17 protein-coding genes are annotated in these 14,371 nt (G+C 64.2%); 6 read left to right on the top strand and 11 right to left on the bottom strand.

The annotated features are described in order from the left end of the window. Positions 1–9: 9 nt before the first annotated feature. On the bottom strand, positions 10–810 hold the full coding sequence (locus tag IIB36_09800) for a CPBP family intramembrane metalloprotease (protein MCH7532033.1): 801 nt from the start codon (positions 808–810) through the stop codon (positions 10–12). Further along, positions 807–2,249, bottom strand: a complete 1,443-nt coding sequence (locus tag IIB36_09795) for an aminotransferase class I/II-fold pyridoxal phosphate-dependent enzyme (protein ID MCH7532032.1) — start codon at positions 2,247–2,249, stop codon at positions 807–809. Before IIB36_09795 ends, IIB36_09800 begins: the two co-directional genes overlap by 4 nt. Before the next feature lie 18 nt (positions 2,250–2,267). Here IIB36_09795 and IIB36_09790 point away from each other — a divergent pair, with 18 nt between their 5' ends. Further along, positions 2,268–2,582 (top strand): hypothetical protein, encoded by a 315-nt coding sequence (locus IIB36_09790; protein ID MCH7532031.1) that lies wholly within the window; start codon positions 2,268–2,270, stop codon positions 2,580–2,582. 36 nt (positions 2,583–2,618) lie between these two features. Here the strand turns inward: IIB36_09790 and IIB36_09785 are convergent, their stop codons facing one another. Then, on the bottom strand, positions 2,619–3,302 hold the full coding sequence (locus IIB36_09785; GenBank protein MCH7532030.1) for a hypothetical protein: 684 nt from the start codon (positions 3,300–3,302) through the stop codon (positions 2,619–2,621). A 136-nt stretch (positions 3,303–3,438) separates the two neighbouring features. Between IIB36_09785 and IIB36_09780 the strand changes: the two genes are divergently transcribed. Continuing rightward, positions 3,439–3,990, top strand: a complete 552-nt coding sequence (locus IIB36_09780; protein MCH7532029.1) for a hypothetical protein — start codon at positions 3,439–3,441, stop codon at positions 3,988–3,990. Positions 3,991–4,262: 272 nt separating this feature from the next. On the opposite strand, the gene IIB36_09775 is transcribed toward IIB36_09780, so the two are convergent. The 5 genes from IIB36_09775 to IIB36_09755 all read right to left on the bottom strand — a co-directional run bounded on the left by IIB36_09775 (position 4,263) and on the right by IIB36_09755 (position 7,091). Beyond that, positions 4,263–5,051 (bottom strand): phenylacetate-CoA oxygenase subunit PaaI, encoded by a 789-nt coding sequence (locus IIB36_09775; protein ID MCH7532028.1) that lies wholly within the window; start codon positions 5,049–5,051, stop codon positions 4,263–4,265. Then, positions 5,048–5,272 (bottom strand): hypothetical protein, encoded by a 225-nt coding sequence (locus IIB36_09770; protein MCH7532027.1) that lies wholly within the window; start codon positions 5,270–5,272, stop codon positions 5,048–5,050. Before IIB36_09770 ends, IIB36_09775 begins: the two co-directional genes overlap by 4 nt. 26 nt (positions 5,273–5,298) lie before the next feature. Continuing rightward, a complete protein-coding gene (locus tag IIB36_09765; protein MCH7532026.1) occupies positions 5,299–5,616 on the bottom strand; it encodes a metal-sulfur cluster assembly factor in 318 nt (105 codons plus the stop codon). A gap of 119 nt (positions 5,617–5,735) precedes the next feature. Continuing rightward, positions 5,736–6,686 carry a phenylacetate-CoA oxygenase subunit PaaI gene (locus tag IIB36_09760; GenBank protein MCH7532025.1) on the bottom strand — a complete coding sequence of 317 codons (951 nt, stop codon included), beginning with the start codon at positions 6,684–6,686 and terminating at the stop codon, positions 5,736–5,738. Between the two features lie 105 nt (positions 6,687–6,791). After that, on the bottom strand, positions 6,792–7,091 hold the full coding sequence (locus IIB36_09755; GenBank protein ID MCH7532024.1) for a metal-sulfur cluster assembly factor: 300 nt from the start codon (positions 7,089–7,091) through the stop codon (positions 6,792–6,794). Positions 7,092–7,534: 443 nt separating this feature from the next. Between IIB36_09755 and IIB36_09750 the strand changes: the two genes are divergently transcribed. Further along, complete coding sequence (locus tag IIB36_09750) at positions 7,535–8,272, top strand: MBL fold metallo-hydrolase (protein ID MCH7532023.1); 738 nt, start codon at positions 7,535–7,537, stop codon at positions 8,270–8,272. A gap of 225 nt (positions 8,273–8,497) precedes the next feature. Here the strand turns inward: IIB36_09750 and IIB36_09745 are convergent, their stop codons facing one another. From IIB36_09745 to IIB36_09735, 3 genes are all read right to left on the bottom strand, one after another. Continuing rightward, positions 8,498–9,823, bottom strand: a complete 1,326-nt coding sequence (locus IIB36_09745) for a HupE/UreJ family protein (protein MCH7532022.1) — start codon at positions 9,821–9,823, stop codon at positions 8,498–8,500. 112 nt (positions 9,824–9,935) lie between these two features. Next, the gene (locus tag IIB36_09740) at positions 9,936–10,925 is read right to left on the bottom strand and encodes a serine/threonine-protein phosphatase (protein MCH7532021.1); all 990 of its coding nucleotides are present in this window, start codon (positions 10,923–10,925) and stop codon (positions 9,936–9,938) included. A 72-nt stretch (positions 10,926–10,997) separates the two neighbouring features. Next, positions 10,998–12,038, bottom strand: a complete 1,041-nt coding sequence (locus tag IIB36_09735) for a mechanosensitive ion channel family protein (protein ID MCH7532020.1) — start codon at positions 12,036–12,038, stop codon at positions 10,998–11,000. A gap of 88 nt (positions 12,039–12,126) precedes the next feature. Here IIB36_09735 and IIB36_09730 point away from each other — a divergent pair, with 88 nt between their 5' ends. The 3 genes from IIB36_09730 to IIB36_09720 are packed head-to-tail and all read left to right on the top strand — an operon-like array spanning position 12,127 to position 14,355. Continuing rightward, on the top strand, positions 12,127–13,164 hold the full coding sequence (locus tag IIB36_09730) for a hypothetical protein (protein MCH7532019.1): 1,038 nt from the start codon (positions 12,127–12,129) through the stop codon (positions 13,162–13,164). Then, positions 13,161–14,027 (top strand): hypothetical protein, encoded by an 867-nt coding sequence (locus tag IIB36_09725; protein MCH7532018.1) that lies wholly within the window; start codon positions 13,161–13,163, stop codon positions 14,025–14,027. The genes IIB36_09730 and IIB36_09725 overlap by 4 nt, the downstream gene beginning before the upstream one ends. A 10-nt stretch (positions 14,028–14,037) precedes the next feature. After that, positions 14,038–14,355 carry a hypothetical protein gene (locus IIB36_09720; GenBank protein MCH7532017.1) on the top strand — a complete coding sequence of 106 codons (318 nt, stop codon included), beginning with the start codon at positions 14,038–14,040 and terminating at the stop codon, positions 14,353–14,355. Positions 14,356–14,371: the final 16 nt, after the last annotated feature.

The following is a 14,371-nucleotide window of genomic DNA, read 5'->3' as shown; positions in this document are numbered from 1 at the left end:
TCAGCTTTCCTAGTGGGGTACGTTCTCATTCTCTACCCCGGTGCCGGTCAGAGGTAGCAGCAGTTTATCAGCCATGAAGATGCCCGCCAGAAGATCTATGAGTGTGTGCGCGATCATCCCCGGGAGGAGCGAGCCCGAGAGCAGGAAGCCACCGGCGAGAGTCGCGCCCATCGCGGTCGTCCGGAGGATTCCGAGCGCCCCTTGATAGACGTGCAGCACTCCGAACACGACGGAGGTGAGCAAGAGCGCGCCAACAGAGCCCACGACCGGGATCAATACTGGAATCGCGTAGCCGCGATAGGCGACTTCCTCACCTACGCCCGCGGCTACCGAAAGGATCGCGAAGACGCCGCGCTCGTCGGCTGTCCGCGGAATCAGATCTCGAAGCAGCGGACTCTCGCGCAGGCGAAGCGCGATGGCGATCTGTCGGAATACTACGATGACGCCCAACCCCGCCGCGGTGAGACCGAGCGTCCAAGCGGTGAATGGCGCCGGAGCGAGAAGCGTGACGCCGATCGCGGCGAGCCCGTCGGTGCGCGTGCCGACCAGCCAACTGATCGTGCCGAGGATCCACAACGTGGCGATCGAGCTCCAGTAGGCCGGTAACCGCTCAATCCGCCTCTCCGCCGTGAGTGGGACCTGTGCAACCGCGAGCGCCGGCATCGCGATGAGCAGAGTCGCAAGCAGGATCGTATCCGACAGCGGCAAGCCGGCGAGCACGTAGAGCGAGAGCTGCACTGCCCAGAACATGATCACCCCAAGCCACAGCACGCCCGTTACGCGGGGAGGAAGGTCCTTGAGTCGACTCATGCCGAGAGAGCCTCTCGTCCGAACTTCTCGATGGAGCGAAGCGTCTCGCGCACGTCGTCCCACGTGGTTGTGTGGTTCAAGATGCACAGGCGAAGGGAATAGAGGCCGCGCAGGCGCGTGGACGACATCATCGCGACCTGACTCTCGATGACCCGCGCCTGAACGGCCTCGTTGACCTTCTCGAGTCGATCGTCGCTGAGGTCGCTGCCCCTCGGGTTTACCCGAAAGCATACGATACCCAACGACGCTGGGTTCGCGATCTGAAGGACGACGGACTCGCGGACGTACGCCTCGGCCTGCGCGGCCAACTCGATGCCGCGACCCACGGCTCGCCGAAAGGCCGCCATGCCAAAGGTCTGGATCGACATCCAAATCTTGAGCGCCCGGAACGAACGGCTCAGTTGGAGGCCTCGGTCCCCGAAGTTCGGGTGGTCGGCACCCCATTGGGTGTCCTGCAGGTACTCAGGCTGGACCGAAAACGCGGCCTCGAGCTTGCGCACGTCCTTCACCATCAGGCATCCGACCTCGAAGGGCTGGAAGAGCCACTTGTGTGCATCCATCGCAATCGAGTCGGCTCTCTCCATGCCCTTCAGCAGTTTCTTCCCATGCTCGGTGAGGACCGCGAAACCACCGTATGCGGCATCGACATGAAACCAGATGCCCTCGGCTTCGCAGTAGTCGGCCATCGCGTCGAGCGGATCCACGGCGCCGGTGTTGATTGTCCCCGCGTTTCCGCACACCGAGATCGGGTTGAACCCGGCGGCACGATCCTCGTCGATCATGCTGGCGAGATCGTCCATGTCCATTCGAAAGTGCTCGTCGCTCTTCACTCTCCGCACGCACTCAGGTCGAACACCGACGATTGTCGCGGCACGGCTCAACGCAGTGTGGCTCTGATCGCTCATGTAGACCGTGGCGCGTTCCGGGGCGCCCGCATCCTCCCGTGCCGCGACGAAGGCGTCCAAACTGGCCGCGGACCCTCCGCTGGTGAGGACTCCGCCGGCGGTCTCGGGGTAGGCGATCCAGTCGCGGAACCAGTCGAGGACGACCACTTCCAGCTGGCTCGGTCCACTCGCTCCGAGCCACGTCCCCTGGAAGATGTTGTACCCGGCGGCCATGAAGTCCGCGAGCACTCCCGGCCAAGTCGGAGACGAGGGAACGAAGGCGAAGAAGCGCGGATGGTCGACGCGACCCGCCACCGGCAGGATCTCCCTCGCAGCGCGCTCGAGGACTTCCTCCGCGGGACGTCCCTCTTCCGGTGGATCCTCACGCATGATCCGCTCGAGTTCCGAGCGCGACCCTCCCCTCCATGCCGGCTCATTGGGCAAGTTCTCGATTCGCGCCACGATGAGTTCAGCGGCCCTCTGGGCCAACGCCAACATCTCGTCTGGCTTCATGTGGAGCTCGCTGCGAGCACCGCCTTCCGTGGTGGACGTCATGCGGATAATCTTCCTTCCATGTCTGCAGATGGTTCCACCGGCCAGGGCATGGTCTTTCGCGTGCTCGACGCGATGGATGCCCCGCATTCCGGACGTATTCTACGGCTGCGACTCCAGTCGGGTGAAGCGCCGTCCATCAAGTCCCTTCGAAACGCCGAGCTGCGCGCGACGGGCCCCGACGGAGAGAGCTGCCGGCTGAGAGTGATGGGATTTGCGCTCTTCGGCGGGAAACCGAGCGACGAGCGGCTCGCGCGCACCGGCCGCATCGACGTGCACATCGAGGAGATCGACGGCGGCCCTATCGGCCTGCGCTGGGAAGTCACCCCCTCTTGAGCGGCGAGCCGGAAACGCTTCGCCGCTCCCCTCACTTCAGCGCGAGCGTAGCCCCGGAGGATCCCTGTTGAACGTCTCCAGGAACCAGTCGCGGTAGCGGTCGGACTCGCCGGGGTTCGCCCTCGCCCATTCAGCGCGCGCCAGGGCGAACTCCGAGGGCCGGGCGGTGAAGACGAATGCGTCCAGGAAGCCCGCCTCGTTCGCGTAGATCAACTCGTCGAGGGGTCCGTACGGGGCCACGTCGAACACTGTGCGCCCGAGCAGCCACGCGTCGGAAACCCGCGCGAGGATCGCGCGCTCGAGCGCGTACTCCACCGCATCAGGCGCCTCGGGAAGCCACTCGTCCTGGCGCCCCATGTCCACCATCAAGTGGAGGTGCGCGTAGATCTCGTGCACGAACCGGGACTCCGGGGCTCCGGCGTTCACGGGCGTGCGCACCGTGTCACCCTCGACGATCTCGAGCTCGTCCCAGATGTAGACTTCGTTGGTGGAAGGTGGGGTCTCGATCATGAACGTGGGGTCCTCGACGATGTTCTCCTGCTCGCGCGTGAACCATTCGTTGACCTCCATCATCCGCTCGTGCTCGACGCGAAGCCGCGCACCCGAGTGAATGATGATCGGTCGCGGCGGGGCTATCTCAGGCCCCACTGCGGCGCAGCCGGCGAGGACGGTCACGATGCCAATGGCCACCATCCGGGCGGCCGATCGTCTATGGTCCACGCTGACTCCCAATGAATGAAGTGTCATCTATCTCTTCGGCCTCATCATCTTAAACCTTGACACTCCCCGGTCCTGACTCGGAATTATGGGTTACTTGCGAACAAGGTAAAGGGAACGAGCCGTCCCGGGCACGATTATGGACGACATACACGAATTCAGGGCCCCTCAAACGATGACTCCCGGCGAGTTGGGCGACAGCCTGGCGCGCCTGGTCTGGGAGAGCTTCTCCGACTTCGTCTCCCGGGAAGACGTTGAAACGCCCCTGCCCGACGTCGACACGCTATCAGACGACAGAAGCGCCACGCATCGCACAGCCGAAGAGGCTTTGATCTTTTTCATGTGGGCGCATACGAGAGGAGTGCAGTTGGCGTTTCTCGGCCGCGCCCCGGATCAGAGAATACGCGAGGGGCTCGACGCGCTGCACAGGGCGGTGTTCGAGGACATGGTCGAGCACGGCACGCCCGAGTCGCAGCTACCCCTCTTCGAGCAGCGCGTGAGCGCCCGGTACGCGGAGTATCACCAGGCCGCCGCGGAATCCGACGGCCACTTGGGTAAAGCGGTTTCTCGACACCTCAAGGGCGAGGAGCCCACGGATGACGCGCTGCCCGAGGCGATCCGCGAGCGGGCCGTGGCTGTCGCGAATCCGCTGAAGGACTTCCTGGAAGACGTGGAGCTGATCGAGGCCTAGCAGCCCGTGGTTGTAGCTCGTGTTCTACGGCCTCCACCTCATCATCTCGAAGGGCGACCGGCACGCGCGGCACCAGTATGAGCTGACGGAGGCATGCGCCCCGAAGGCGTTCATGATCTCCGTCTCTCGTCCTCCGCAGAACGGGCATTGGGGGCTTCGCGGCATCATGCCAGGGGTCTCCCCTTCTCGGGCCTCCCTGCCGTAGGAGCGCTGCTGCTCCTGCGAAGGGTCCGGCGAAGGGTCGGAACGTCCGACCGGTGGTTCGACAGCCACTACTCGACGAACAGAGCGCGGTTCTTGGCGCCCCGGGCGCGGTCGACAGAATCAGTGTCGGGCTGACCCGGTGCACGGCCGCGCGCCGAGTCCCAGTCCGAAGCAGGCCTGACCACGTCGACATCCACGTCGCTGTCCGACAAGACGTCCCGCACAGACGCCTTGAAGGCGGTCGTGAGAGACGCTCCCGGCGACATGACTCCGAGCTCGACCAATTCGCGGGAGGCCGCATCGTCTGCCCCCAACCAAGCCAGCGTGGCCGGGAGCTGGCGGTCCGTCGCCGAGCGTAGCAACGACCGCGCGTCGTGCGACGCGGCCGCGAGCCGCCGGTACCATGCGACACCGAGGCTGACGTGGAACCGCTCTTCTGCGAGCATCTTCGGAACGCGCGACCGGGCGGGCTCGAAGGCACCCTCGGAGAACGCACGCAGCGCGACCGAAAGCGCTCCGTCCACGATCACCATCGCAGCGACCAGCGCCGCCCAGTCATCGAACGGCTCGTCGAGCACGCTCAGGTTGGCATACGCTTCGGCTGACCGGTCGTGCTCGACCTGGACGGGATCGATGTTCAGCTGCTTGAGCATCGCGTACAACAAGCGCGCGTGCCCCCACTCGTCCTGAGTCATGGACGAGGTCGCGATCCCCGTCTCGACCGACGGGGAGCCGAGTATCCAATCCGAGTACCTGATCCCCATGAGCCGTTTGCTGTCCGCAAGGGAAAGGATGAGCCGCTCGAGCGCCGCTCGGCCTACGTCGGTGAGCGCTTCGACGCTGATCGCGTCACTCATGCCGCACCTCCGCGAGCCTTCGCGAACGGGCCATCGTCGCGGTTCACTGGGATGATCTGAGAGCGCCGCACCACACACATCTCGAACCAGTTCTCTTCAGAATACGTGGTCCAGGCATGAACTTTCGCCGTCTCGTCGTCGAGGGCGTCCACGAAGCCGATGTGTGAGAGCTGGTCCCCTCGGTTCTTACGCGCGAAGACGTCGTAGGTGATCTCTATCATCGATCCGTATCGGTCACCGAAGTCGGTCAGACGCCGACGCCGAGCTCCTTCAGCTTCGCTCGCCCTTCGTCGGTGATTCTGTCGTTGGTCCAGGGAGGATCCCACACCTCCACGATCTCGACCCCCTCGACCCACGGCTCCGGCGCCAAGCGGTCCCTGATGTCCTCGTGGATGAACTCCATGCAGGGGCACGCCGTGGCGGTGAAGGTCAGGTGGACCATCACGACTCCGTCGAGGAGGTCCACCCCATAGATCAGTCCAAGCTCGACCAGGCTGATGGGAATCTCCGGGTCGAGAACTTCGTCGAGCGCAGCCCAGGTCGCCGCGAGCGGATCAGCAGGCACCGACTCCAGGGGTCCGGTCCACACGTCGCGGCCGCCGCTCTTGTGAATCGAGACATGTGTGGGCAGGCCGGCGCCGCGTCCACCCAGCACTGGAAGGGGAGTCGAGTCGCTCACTCCAGTCAGGCAACCTTGCCGTTCAGCCACCGCTCGACATCACCGCGGGAGCGCCGCAGAGACTCGACATAGATCTCGTTCATGGGACCGCGGCCTTTCCACCGCTGGAACACGGCATCCCACGAGATCTCGCCCTCGTCGAAGGCCCAGTGCTTGTCGACCGCATCGTACTGGCACGGGAACGGGTACTCGAGAACGAACTCCCCCCGCTGCTCGTCCCAATGAGCCGGAGCGTCTAGCCCGAGCTCTTCACAAAGCGGAACGGTGGAGGACATCCAAACCTGCCGGAGCTGGTCATTCGAAAGCCCCTTGAGCTTATACTCGAGCTGACCCGAGTGACGCTTCAGGTCGTCCGGAAGCCCGAACCACTCGATAGTCATCGGGAACATCCAGTCCACCGCCCGCTGCACGAGTTCCTTCGCCTCACCCCCGGCCTTCGTGAGCCTCCGCATCCAGACTTCACCGTGGCGCAGGTGAAAGGTCTCCTCCATCCCGATCTTCACGAGCGCGCGCTTCAACGGTCCGTACGACGTATTCTCGTGAACGTCGGAGAGCAGAGTGATGCCCGCCCGATCGAAGAACCCGGTAGCCACGACGAGCTCCGCCCAGTTGTCCAGGGGCTGGTCGAAGCCGTACGGATGCTTGAACTCGTGGGGCTGACGGCCGTAGACGAGGTACTCCTTGGACTCGCCGACATCCTCAAGCAGCCTGTACGCGATGTTCGCGTGGGCCAACTCGTCCTGAATGATCGCGTGGGCGCTCACCTGGGTGTTGGTGGACGGTGCGTGGCGCGCCGCCATCCAATAGGCCGGGGCACTCATGAGCTCGGTGTCGGCCTGAACGGTGAGCTGAACCACCAACGCCTTCCTATACCCCTCGGTCATCTCCTCAGAGGACTCGACGATGTAGCCTTCATGGACCTTCCGTTTCAGCTCGTCTTCGGTGAACGGCGCCATGGGTCCCTCTTGTTTATGACACTTTCACTCCGATCAACGCTAGAGTGTAATAAGTCTATGAGATGCCAGGCGGCTGGCAATGGTCACGGAGCGACACCACCTACTTCAAAGACCGAGTGAAGCCCTGATGAGCGGCGCGATCCGTTCCGGCGTCCAGGGGGGATCGAAGGTGAGCTCCACCTCCACGGCGTCGACGCCATCGACCCCCTCGATCGCTGTCTTCACGTCGTCAACGATCTGACCCGCGACCGGGCACAACGGAGAGGTGAGCGAGATCGTGGCTTTGACCTCGGCATCCTCGATCTCGATGTCGTAGATCAACCCAAGCACCACCAGATCCAGCCCGAGCTCCGGATCCTTGACCGCCTTGAGCGCCTTGCGAACGTCCTTTTCTGTCACTGCCATCTTTCTCGCTCCCCCTTTAGAGCGGCTAGTGCTTCCACACGCATGGAGCTGCGCGAGCAGGTCGGCAGCGCCGAGGATCAGGCCGGCGCCTCCCCACTCCAGGCCCTCCGCCTGCACGACCAGGACACCCATCTGGATGAATTGATCCACGCCGTCGTAATGCCATTCAGGTCGTCGTCACAAATCCTCGCGATCTCTCCTAGTTGACATGTACATTAGAAGCGGGCGCGAACCTGTCCGCGCATCCCTCGAGCTTCTGGAGAACGTAGCCTTTGGATCCCGCGACCGACGTGTCGCCATCGGCCCCGCAGGTCGCCGGCACTGTTGCCGCTGTCACCACACGCTGTTGGGGAACGCGTGGCTCCATTCCGAGCCCCGGCCCCCAGACAGCGCGTTATGGCGGCAATACCACGTCGTTCGAGGTTCGACATGGCGAACAACGCTTGATCTTCGACGCCGGTTCCGGTCTGCGAGCGCTCGGTCTGGACTTGCTCGAGAACGGTGGCGAATTCCGCCACATCTTCTTGACGCACTTCCATTGGGACCACATCCAGGGCTTCCCGTTCTTCGCCCCGCTGTACAATCCCGAGATCGACCTGAAGATCGTCGGGCCCAGGCAGAACAACATCGACGTGCGGAGCCTCTTCGCAGGTCAGATGGGTCCGATCTACTTCCCCGTTCCGTTCAGTGTCGTCGCCGCAACGATGTCGTTCGATCACCTCAACGAGGGCACCCTCGAAGTGGCGGGCGCGACGCTGCGCACCATGAGGGTGAAGCACTCTTCGTACGTCATCGCTTACCGTATCGAGGTAGGTGGCAAGGTCATCTGCTTCGTCCCCGACAACGAGCTCGAGGGCGACATGTACGAGGTGGACGACGGCTGGTACGAGCGGCTTGTCGAGTTCGTGCGTGGTGCCGACCTGCTCATTCACGATTCGATGTATACCGACGACGAGTACCCGACCCTAATCGGTTGGGGACATTCGACGTTCAACCAGTCGCTACGACTGGCCGAGGAAGGAGAGGTCAAGAAGCTGCTCTTCTTCCACCACGACCCCACCCGCTCGGACGACGAGTTGGATGAGATCGTGAACCGCGTCCGCGATGATGCCCTCTCTCGAGGGTGTGCCGTTGAGATGGAAGCGGCCGCAGAAGGAATCGACATCCTGCTGGAGAAATAGACGGCTTTGCTCGCCAGCTTCGAGGGCCCGGTTCAGATTCGAGTCTCGGGAGCCGATCCCGGCCAGCGACGGTGGGCCAAAGGCTGGAGGTCGGAGACGAGATCCCCACCTGGTGGCGGCGCAGCCGCGCCCCAAGGCATGATCAGACCGATTCCGGGCCAGACTACGTTGGTCTTGCCTCGGAATGGCCTTGCGGTGCAGTCGGAGCGCGGCCCTCTGTACTTCTCACGGGCTGCTAGACGTCGAGGCCGGCTGGCGAGTGTTCAACCAGTCGAAGGAGAGGCGCAGCAGCCACGCTGCGCCGCCCACGATGAGCAGCAACATCATCCACCGAAGGAGTGTCGCGCCGAACGCGGCATCGAGCGCGGGCACGCGGAAGTCGTAGCGCAAGAGCCGCCCGCCTCGCTCGGTCATCCAGTGCCACCCCGTGTGGGCTAGTACCGCTGAGAGCACGACCGTGCCTCCCACTTCCGGCAGAACCTTCCGGAAGAGCAGAGCCAGGACCGGCACGGTGATCGCGAGCACGAATAGCTGACCCAGCTCGACACCGATGTTGAAGGAAAGGAGCGAGGTCAACAGGTGCGCGCCGGCGAACTGCAACGACTCGGAGAGCGCGAACGAGAAACCGAATCCGTGGATCAGTCCGAAGCCGAACGCGATGAGCCACCGCCTATTCAGCTTCGCACCGAGGATGTTCTCGAAGGCCATGAACACGATCGAGAGCGCGATGAGGGTCTCGATGAGTGGCGGGAACCAGAGCGAGTTGGGCGCCAGGCCGAGCGAGGCGGCAATCAGGGTGATCGAATGCGCCACGGTGAACGAAGTGACGATGGGCACGAGCGCCCAGAAGCGCCGGAAGGGCACGACCAGACAGAGGAGGAAGAGGAGGTGGTCGATGCCGTCCAGAATGTGCTCGAAGCCGAGAGCCACGAATGAGAACGCGGCCTGGAACCAACGCGGGTCGAGTCGGACGAGCCCCGGGGTGCCCGTGTACTGGTAGACGCGCTCCGGCCTTCCCGCGGGCACGAATCGCAGCACCGTGACGGTACGCAGGCCGAGATGGGCCAACTGCGGATCGATCGAGAAATCCGACTGATCGGATGCGATCGGGACCTCGAAGAGTACATCGAGCAGCGCCTGTGCCGGCGGGAGGTCCACGTCTTCTGCCAGCGGTGGTGATCTCACGCCCGCCAGCGCGGTCTCATAGCTGGCGAAGGAGCCGTCGCTGGGCAAAGCGATCCGAGCCGCGACGAGCTCGAGTGCGGGCAATGCCTCCGCGCCTTCGTACAGCCGGATGTAGTTCCCGATCCACTGGATCGCGGCATCCCGGATCAGCGATTCGGACTCCGCGATCCGTAGGTAACCCGGGTCCCGCACCGGGAAATCGAATTCACGCATCGAGAAGAGCGGAGTGCGTACCAGCAACCGCAGCGTGCCGCCCTCCGGCGCGACGAACGCTTGCACGGTGACGTCCGCGGGGATCTCATGCGCCTCCGGCCAGGACGGAAGCAGGAGAACGAGGGCTACGACGATGGCGGCTGTGCGTCTCATGGCACGCACTGTCGGGCAGCGGGGCGCTCAAGTCCAGACCCGGCTGCCGGCCGCGCGCGGCGCGTAGCCTACGCTGGCTAGCACCACCCGACCGCGGTGGGCCCTACTGCTGCTAGCGCATCAACAGGAAGTACAGCAGCGCGCTCGCGACAGTCACGCCTACCACGATCGTAGCTACCCGAGTACGAGGCTTGGACATCGCAAGAGCCCGCGCGTCGGCCGGCCCAGCGGCCGCGTCGTGCGAGCTTTCGACCGGCGCGTTTGCCGGCGGCTCTTGCGCTGAAGAGGCTGCGACCCCGTCACCACCGCGGTCCGCACCCGCGCCGGCGGCGGGCTCGGCCGGAGGTGGCTCGAAGTCCATCGGGACCGTGCCCATGGCACGGTCGCGCGTCAACTCGCCGAACTCGGCGATCGCCACAGTGATGTTGTCATCGCTACCGTCTTCGTACGCCGTGGCTACCATCGATTGTGCCGCACCTCTAGGGCTGCCGGACTGACCGAACAGCTCACGGATGCGAGCGTCCTTCATGACCTTGTAGAGGCCGTCGGAGCATAAGAAGAGCGCCGTATTGTTCTCGACCGGAAACGGACCGAATGTGTCGATTTCGACTTCTTCGTCGATCCCGATGGATCGAGTCAGCGCGTCCCGGAACTTCGAGGCCTGCGCTTCCTCTTCGGACTGGCCGCGCTTGATCGCTTCGGCGACGAACGAGTGGTCCTCGCTCAGCTGCTTGATCCCGTCGTCGGTGAGCAGGTAGCAGCGACTGTCGCCGACATTGGCCACCGTGAATTCGTCTCCTTCGACGACCACGGCGACCATCGTCGTCCCCATGCCATGCTTCCCGGGTTCCCTCGACTTCGAATGCACCTGTTCGTTCGCTGCCGTGAACGCCGCCGCCAGGTTCTTGCCTTCCTCGACCGCAGCTACGAGGGTCTCCATGGCCAGCGCGCTGGCGACGTCGCCAGCAGCGTGGCCACCCATCCCGTCGGCGACGGCAACGAGCGTGCGTGAGTCAGAGAGCGCCCGCGCGAGCACGGTGTCTTCCTGATACGGCCTTCGGCCCGCGATCGACTCCGTGGCGAGCCGCAGCTGATTCGCCAACCCGCTAACCTCGGCAAGGGTTCTAGGACGGTACAGATAGATCCCCGCGTGACGGGGAGCAAGTGAGAAGAACTACGCTCCCTCGGCGCCCTTCATGAACACCGTCCGGATGGGGAACGGAATCTCGATCCCCTCTTCGTTGAAGCGCTCGTGCAGGCGTTTGATCAACTCGTGTCGGACGGGCCCCTGGCTCTCGAACTCCCGCACCAGCATGCGAATCTCGAAGTTGATGCTGGAGTCACCGAATGTGTGATAGCGCACGACCGGCTCCTCGTCCGAGACGCCGCCATCCACGGAAGAGAGGACCTGACGCGCGACGTCGAGCGTCACTTGCTCCACACGCCCGAGATCGCTGTCGTAGCTCACACCAACCTCGACGCTGACCCAAAGAGCCTTCCGCGGCAAGCTGAAATTCTTCACCACTGAGGACGCGAGCAGTGTGTTCGGCACCGCCAAGAGGTTGCCGTCAGGGAAGGTGAGGATCGTCGTATTGCGACTCTTCACGTCCGTGACCCACCCCTCGTCGCCCGAGTCGAGCCGCACGTAGTCCCGCGGACGGACCTGCTTCGAGAGAATGATCTGAACGCCCGCGAAAAGGTTCCCGAGGGTGTCCTGCAGCGCGAGCGCGACCGCGAGACCACCGATGCCCAGCGCAGTGATGAGCGGGGTGATGTTGATGCCGAGGTTCTGCAGGATGATGAAGACGCCGAGCACGCCCACGGCGAGTCGGGCCATGTTCACTACGAGCGTCGGGGATCCGATCACTCCTTCGGCGCGGCCCGAGAGCATCTCGACCGCGCCCCCCGTCGCGCGCATGCCCGCGATCGCGACGGAGCCGATCAGGATGACCGTGAGCACACTCTCCATCGTGCTCAGGAGCAGCGCATCGAGCGTTCCCACACTCAGTGCCAGGTAGATCCCCGCGCAGGTGAGCCAGACGGTCGGTACGCCTCGGACCGACTCGACGATCAGATCGTCCCACTTGAAGCGCGTCTTCAGTGCGATGCGGTGGGCGCGCGCGACAACGACGAGTTCGAGAAGGAGGCCGACGAGCGCACCGCCAACGACGAGGACGGTCCGCTGTACCCACTCGATCTGGAAGAACTCAGTCATGTGGTGGAAGGTAGGGCTCCACCGCGGTTCGTCCATTGCGTCCGCCCCGACCAGCGCTTCGATTCAGAGCCTAACCCGGAGGTTGAAAATGATACGCGCCTATCGTTTGGGAATTCTCCCCGTCGCACTCGGCGTCCTGCTGCTCGCCAACCCTGTGGCGGCACAAGACGTCAGGGTGCGCATCATCCAGACGAACGCGGCCGGCGACAACGTCCACATCATCGATCCTGCCACCAACACGGTGGTGGGCGTCATCACGGGTATTCCGATCCCGCACGGCGTCACCTCCCACCCTGACGGACGCGAGTACTACTTCAGCAACGAAGTGGAGCACACGCTCGACATCGTCTCCACCGAGACGCTGAAGGTGACCAAACAGATCCCGCTCTCGGACCGGCCCAACAACATCTCGATCACGCCGGACGGCTCCAAGCTGTACGTCGCGATCGCGGGGGACGCTTTGGTCGACGTGATCGACGTGCGCGCTCAGAGACGCTTGCGCAGCATCCCGACGTTGGGGGGGGTACACAACGTGTACGTCACCCCGGACGGCCGGTATGTGGTCGCGGGGATGATCGGAGCCCGGAGCCTGTCTGTCTTCGACACAGAAACTGATGAGCTCGCCTGGTCGCTGGAGTTCGACGGTGGAGTGCGTCCGATGACGTTCGAGGTGAACCCGGATGGCTCGACCAAGCGCATCTTCGTTCAGATCTCCGGATTCCACGGCGTCTACGTGGTGGACTTCGCCCGGCGCGAGCTCGTGCAGAAGCTCACGATGCCCGAGCTTCCGCTCTCACGAGTCAACCACGACGCCATGCAAGGATCCCCGGGACACGGCCTCGCCGTCTCACCTGACGGCTCTCAGCTCTGGTCGACGAGCAAACCCAACAGCCACTTGTATGCATGGTCACTGCCCGACCTCGAGTACCTGGGTGGCGTCGAGGTCGGCCACGACCCCGACTGGCTCACGATGACCCCGGACGGGCGCTACATCTACTCGGCCAACGCGGGCTCGAACAGCGTATCGGCGGTCGACACGCAGACGCTCATGGAGGTCGCGCGTATTCCGGTCGGACAGGTGCCCAAACGCAACCACACGGCGATCCTGCCCGGAGGCTCCCGATGAGCGCGGTAGGATCACGCAGCAGCGTCTCGGTCCCGCCCAGCCGGTTCGCCGGCATGTGGGCTGCCGCGCTAGCGGTCACGTCACTCGCGTCGGCGCCGAGCCAAGCCCAGGCGCAGGCACTGGATTTCGATGTTTATCGAAGCCAAGTCGAACCGATCTTCTACGCACCGAGAGGCGGGTACGGACCGAGCGTTTCCCCCTGCGTCACGTGCCACGTGCATAGCGGAACACCGCTCCGACTCCAGCCACTCCAAGAGGCGGGGGACGGGAGCGTGTATTGGACGGAGGCGCAGTCGCGACAGAATTTCGAGGTGGTGTCGCGCTTGGTAGTCCCGGGCAATCCCGAGCGCAGCCGACTCCTCCTCAAGGCACTCGCAATGGGCTCCGGAGGAGCGCGTTTCCACGTCGGTGGCAAGTTCTTCGAGAACCAGTCGGATCCTCAGTGGCAGACGATGGCGACCTGGGTCGGTGCGGCCGCGCCGGTCGCGGAGGAGCCGCCCCAGACTCTCGACTTCGAGTTCTTCCGAACGTGTGTGCAGCAGATCTTCCAGAGCAAGCGCGAGGGCCGCATGGAGTGCGTGCACTGCCACAGTCGTGGCGGGCGCGGATTCGCACAGGCGCTTCCGGAAGGCCGGGACTACTGGAACCTGGAAGAGTCGCAAGAGAACTTCGAAATCATTCGGCGCTACGTGGAGCCCGGCTGGCCGATGTCGAGCCGCTTCCTCACGCATCCGCTCGCACCCGAGGCGGGAGGAGACGGATACCACGGTGGTGGGCGGCGCTGGACGTCTCAGGACGATCCGGAGTGGCAGATGCTCGCAGCGTGGGTTCGCGGGGAGTCGCCCAGTTGCCAAGTAGGATGAGTCCTCCGATGTGGCGACGCCACTCCTTCCGTCGCTCAGCCTGCGCGTTGGCGAAGTAGCCGCCCTCAGGCTCCGGGTCGCGCTCGAGTACGCGGCAAGGGTCGATTGTCACTATGCCGCGCCAGGCGGCTTCGTCCGGCGCGACCGCGTCGTGGCCCTCTTTTGGCCCGAACTCGACCACGAGCGCGCCCTGGTCAGAGGCCACCGCAGACGCGCCGACCGTTTCCAGGTAGTCTTGCGCTTGGGGGGTGACGCGCGCCACGGAGGCGGCCTCCACGTTTCCGCGGAGACGTCGCGGGGCTTGTGTGCGATGCGGGGCCGGTTGTGATGAGCCACGACGCTCG

The organism is Gemmatimonadota bacterium, from assembly GCA_022560615.1.
Classification (GTDB): Bacteria; Gemmatimonadota; Gemmatimonadetes; order Longimicrobiales; family Gaopeijiaceae; genus UBA1138.
This window is presented reverse-complemented; position numbering and strand designations above follow the sequence as displayed.

Bases quoted from the DNA above. Each gene is read 5' to 3' on its own strand.
- IIB36_09800 (MCH7532033.1), bottom strand. From the start codon at position 810: ATGAGTCGACTCAAGGACCTTCCTCCCCGCGTAACGGGCGTGCTGTGG.
- IIB36_09795 (MCH7532032.1), bottom strand. From the start codon at position 2,249: ATGACGTCCACCACGGAAGGCGGTGCTCGCAGCGAGCTCCACATGAAG.
- IIB36_09790 (MCH7532031.1), top strand. From the start codon at position 2,268: ATGTCTGCAGATGGTTCCACCGGCCAGGGCATGGTCTTTCGCGTGCTC.
- IIB36_09780 (MCH7532029.1), top strand. From the start codon at position 3,439: ATGGACGACATACACGAATTCAGGGCCCCTCAAACGATGACTCCCGGC.
- IIB36_09775 (MCH7532028.1), bottom strand. From the start codon at position 5,051: ATGAGTGACGCGATCAGCGTCGAAGCGCTCACCGACGTAGGCCGAGCG.
- IIB36_09770 (MCH7532027.1), bottom strand. From the start codon at position 5,272: ATGATAGAGATCACCTACGACGTCTTCGCGCGTAAGAACCGAGGGGAC.
- IIB36_09760 (MCH7532025.1), bottom strand. From the start codon at position 6,686: ATGGCGCCGTTCACCGAAGACGAGCTGAAACGGAAGGTCCATGAAGGC.
- IIB36_09755 (MCH7532024.1), bottom strand. From the start codon at position 7,091: ATGGCAGTGACAGAAAAGGACGTTCGCAAGGCGCTCAAGGCGGTCAAG.
- IIB36_09745 (MCH7532022.1), bottom strand. From the start codon at position 9,823: ATGAGACGCACAGCCGCCATCGTCGTAGCCCTCGTTCTCCTGCTTCCG.
- IIB36_09735 (MCH7532020.1), bottom strand. From the start codon at position 12,038: ATGACTGAGTTCTTCCAGATCGAGTGGGTACAGCGGACCGTCCTCGTC.
- IIB36_09730 (MCH7532019.1), top strand. From the start codon at position 12,127: ATGATACGCGCCTATCGTTTGGGAATTCTCCCCGTCGCACTCGGCGTC.
- IIB36_09725 (MCH7532018.1), top strand. From the start codon at position 13,161: ATGAGCGCGGTAGGATCACGCAGCAGCGTCTCGGTCCCGCCCAGCCGG.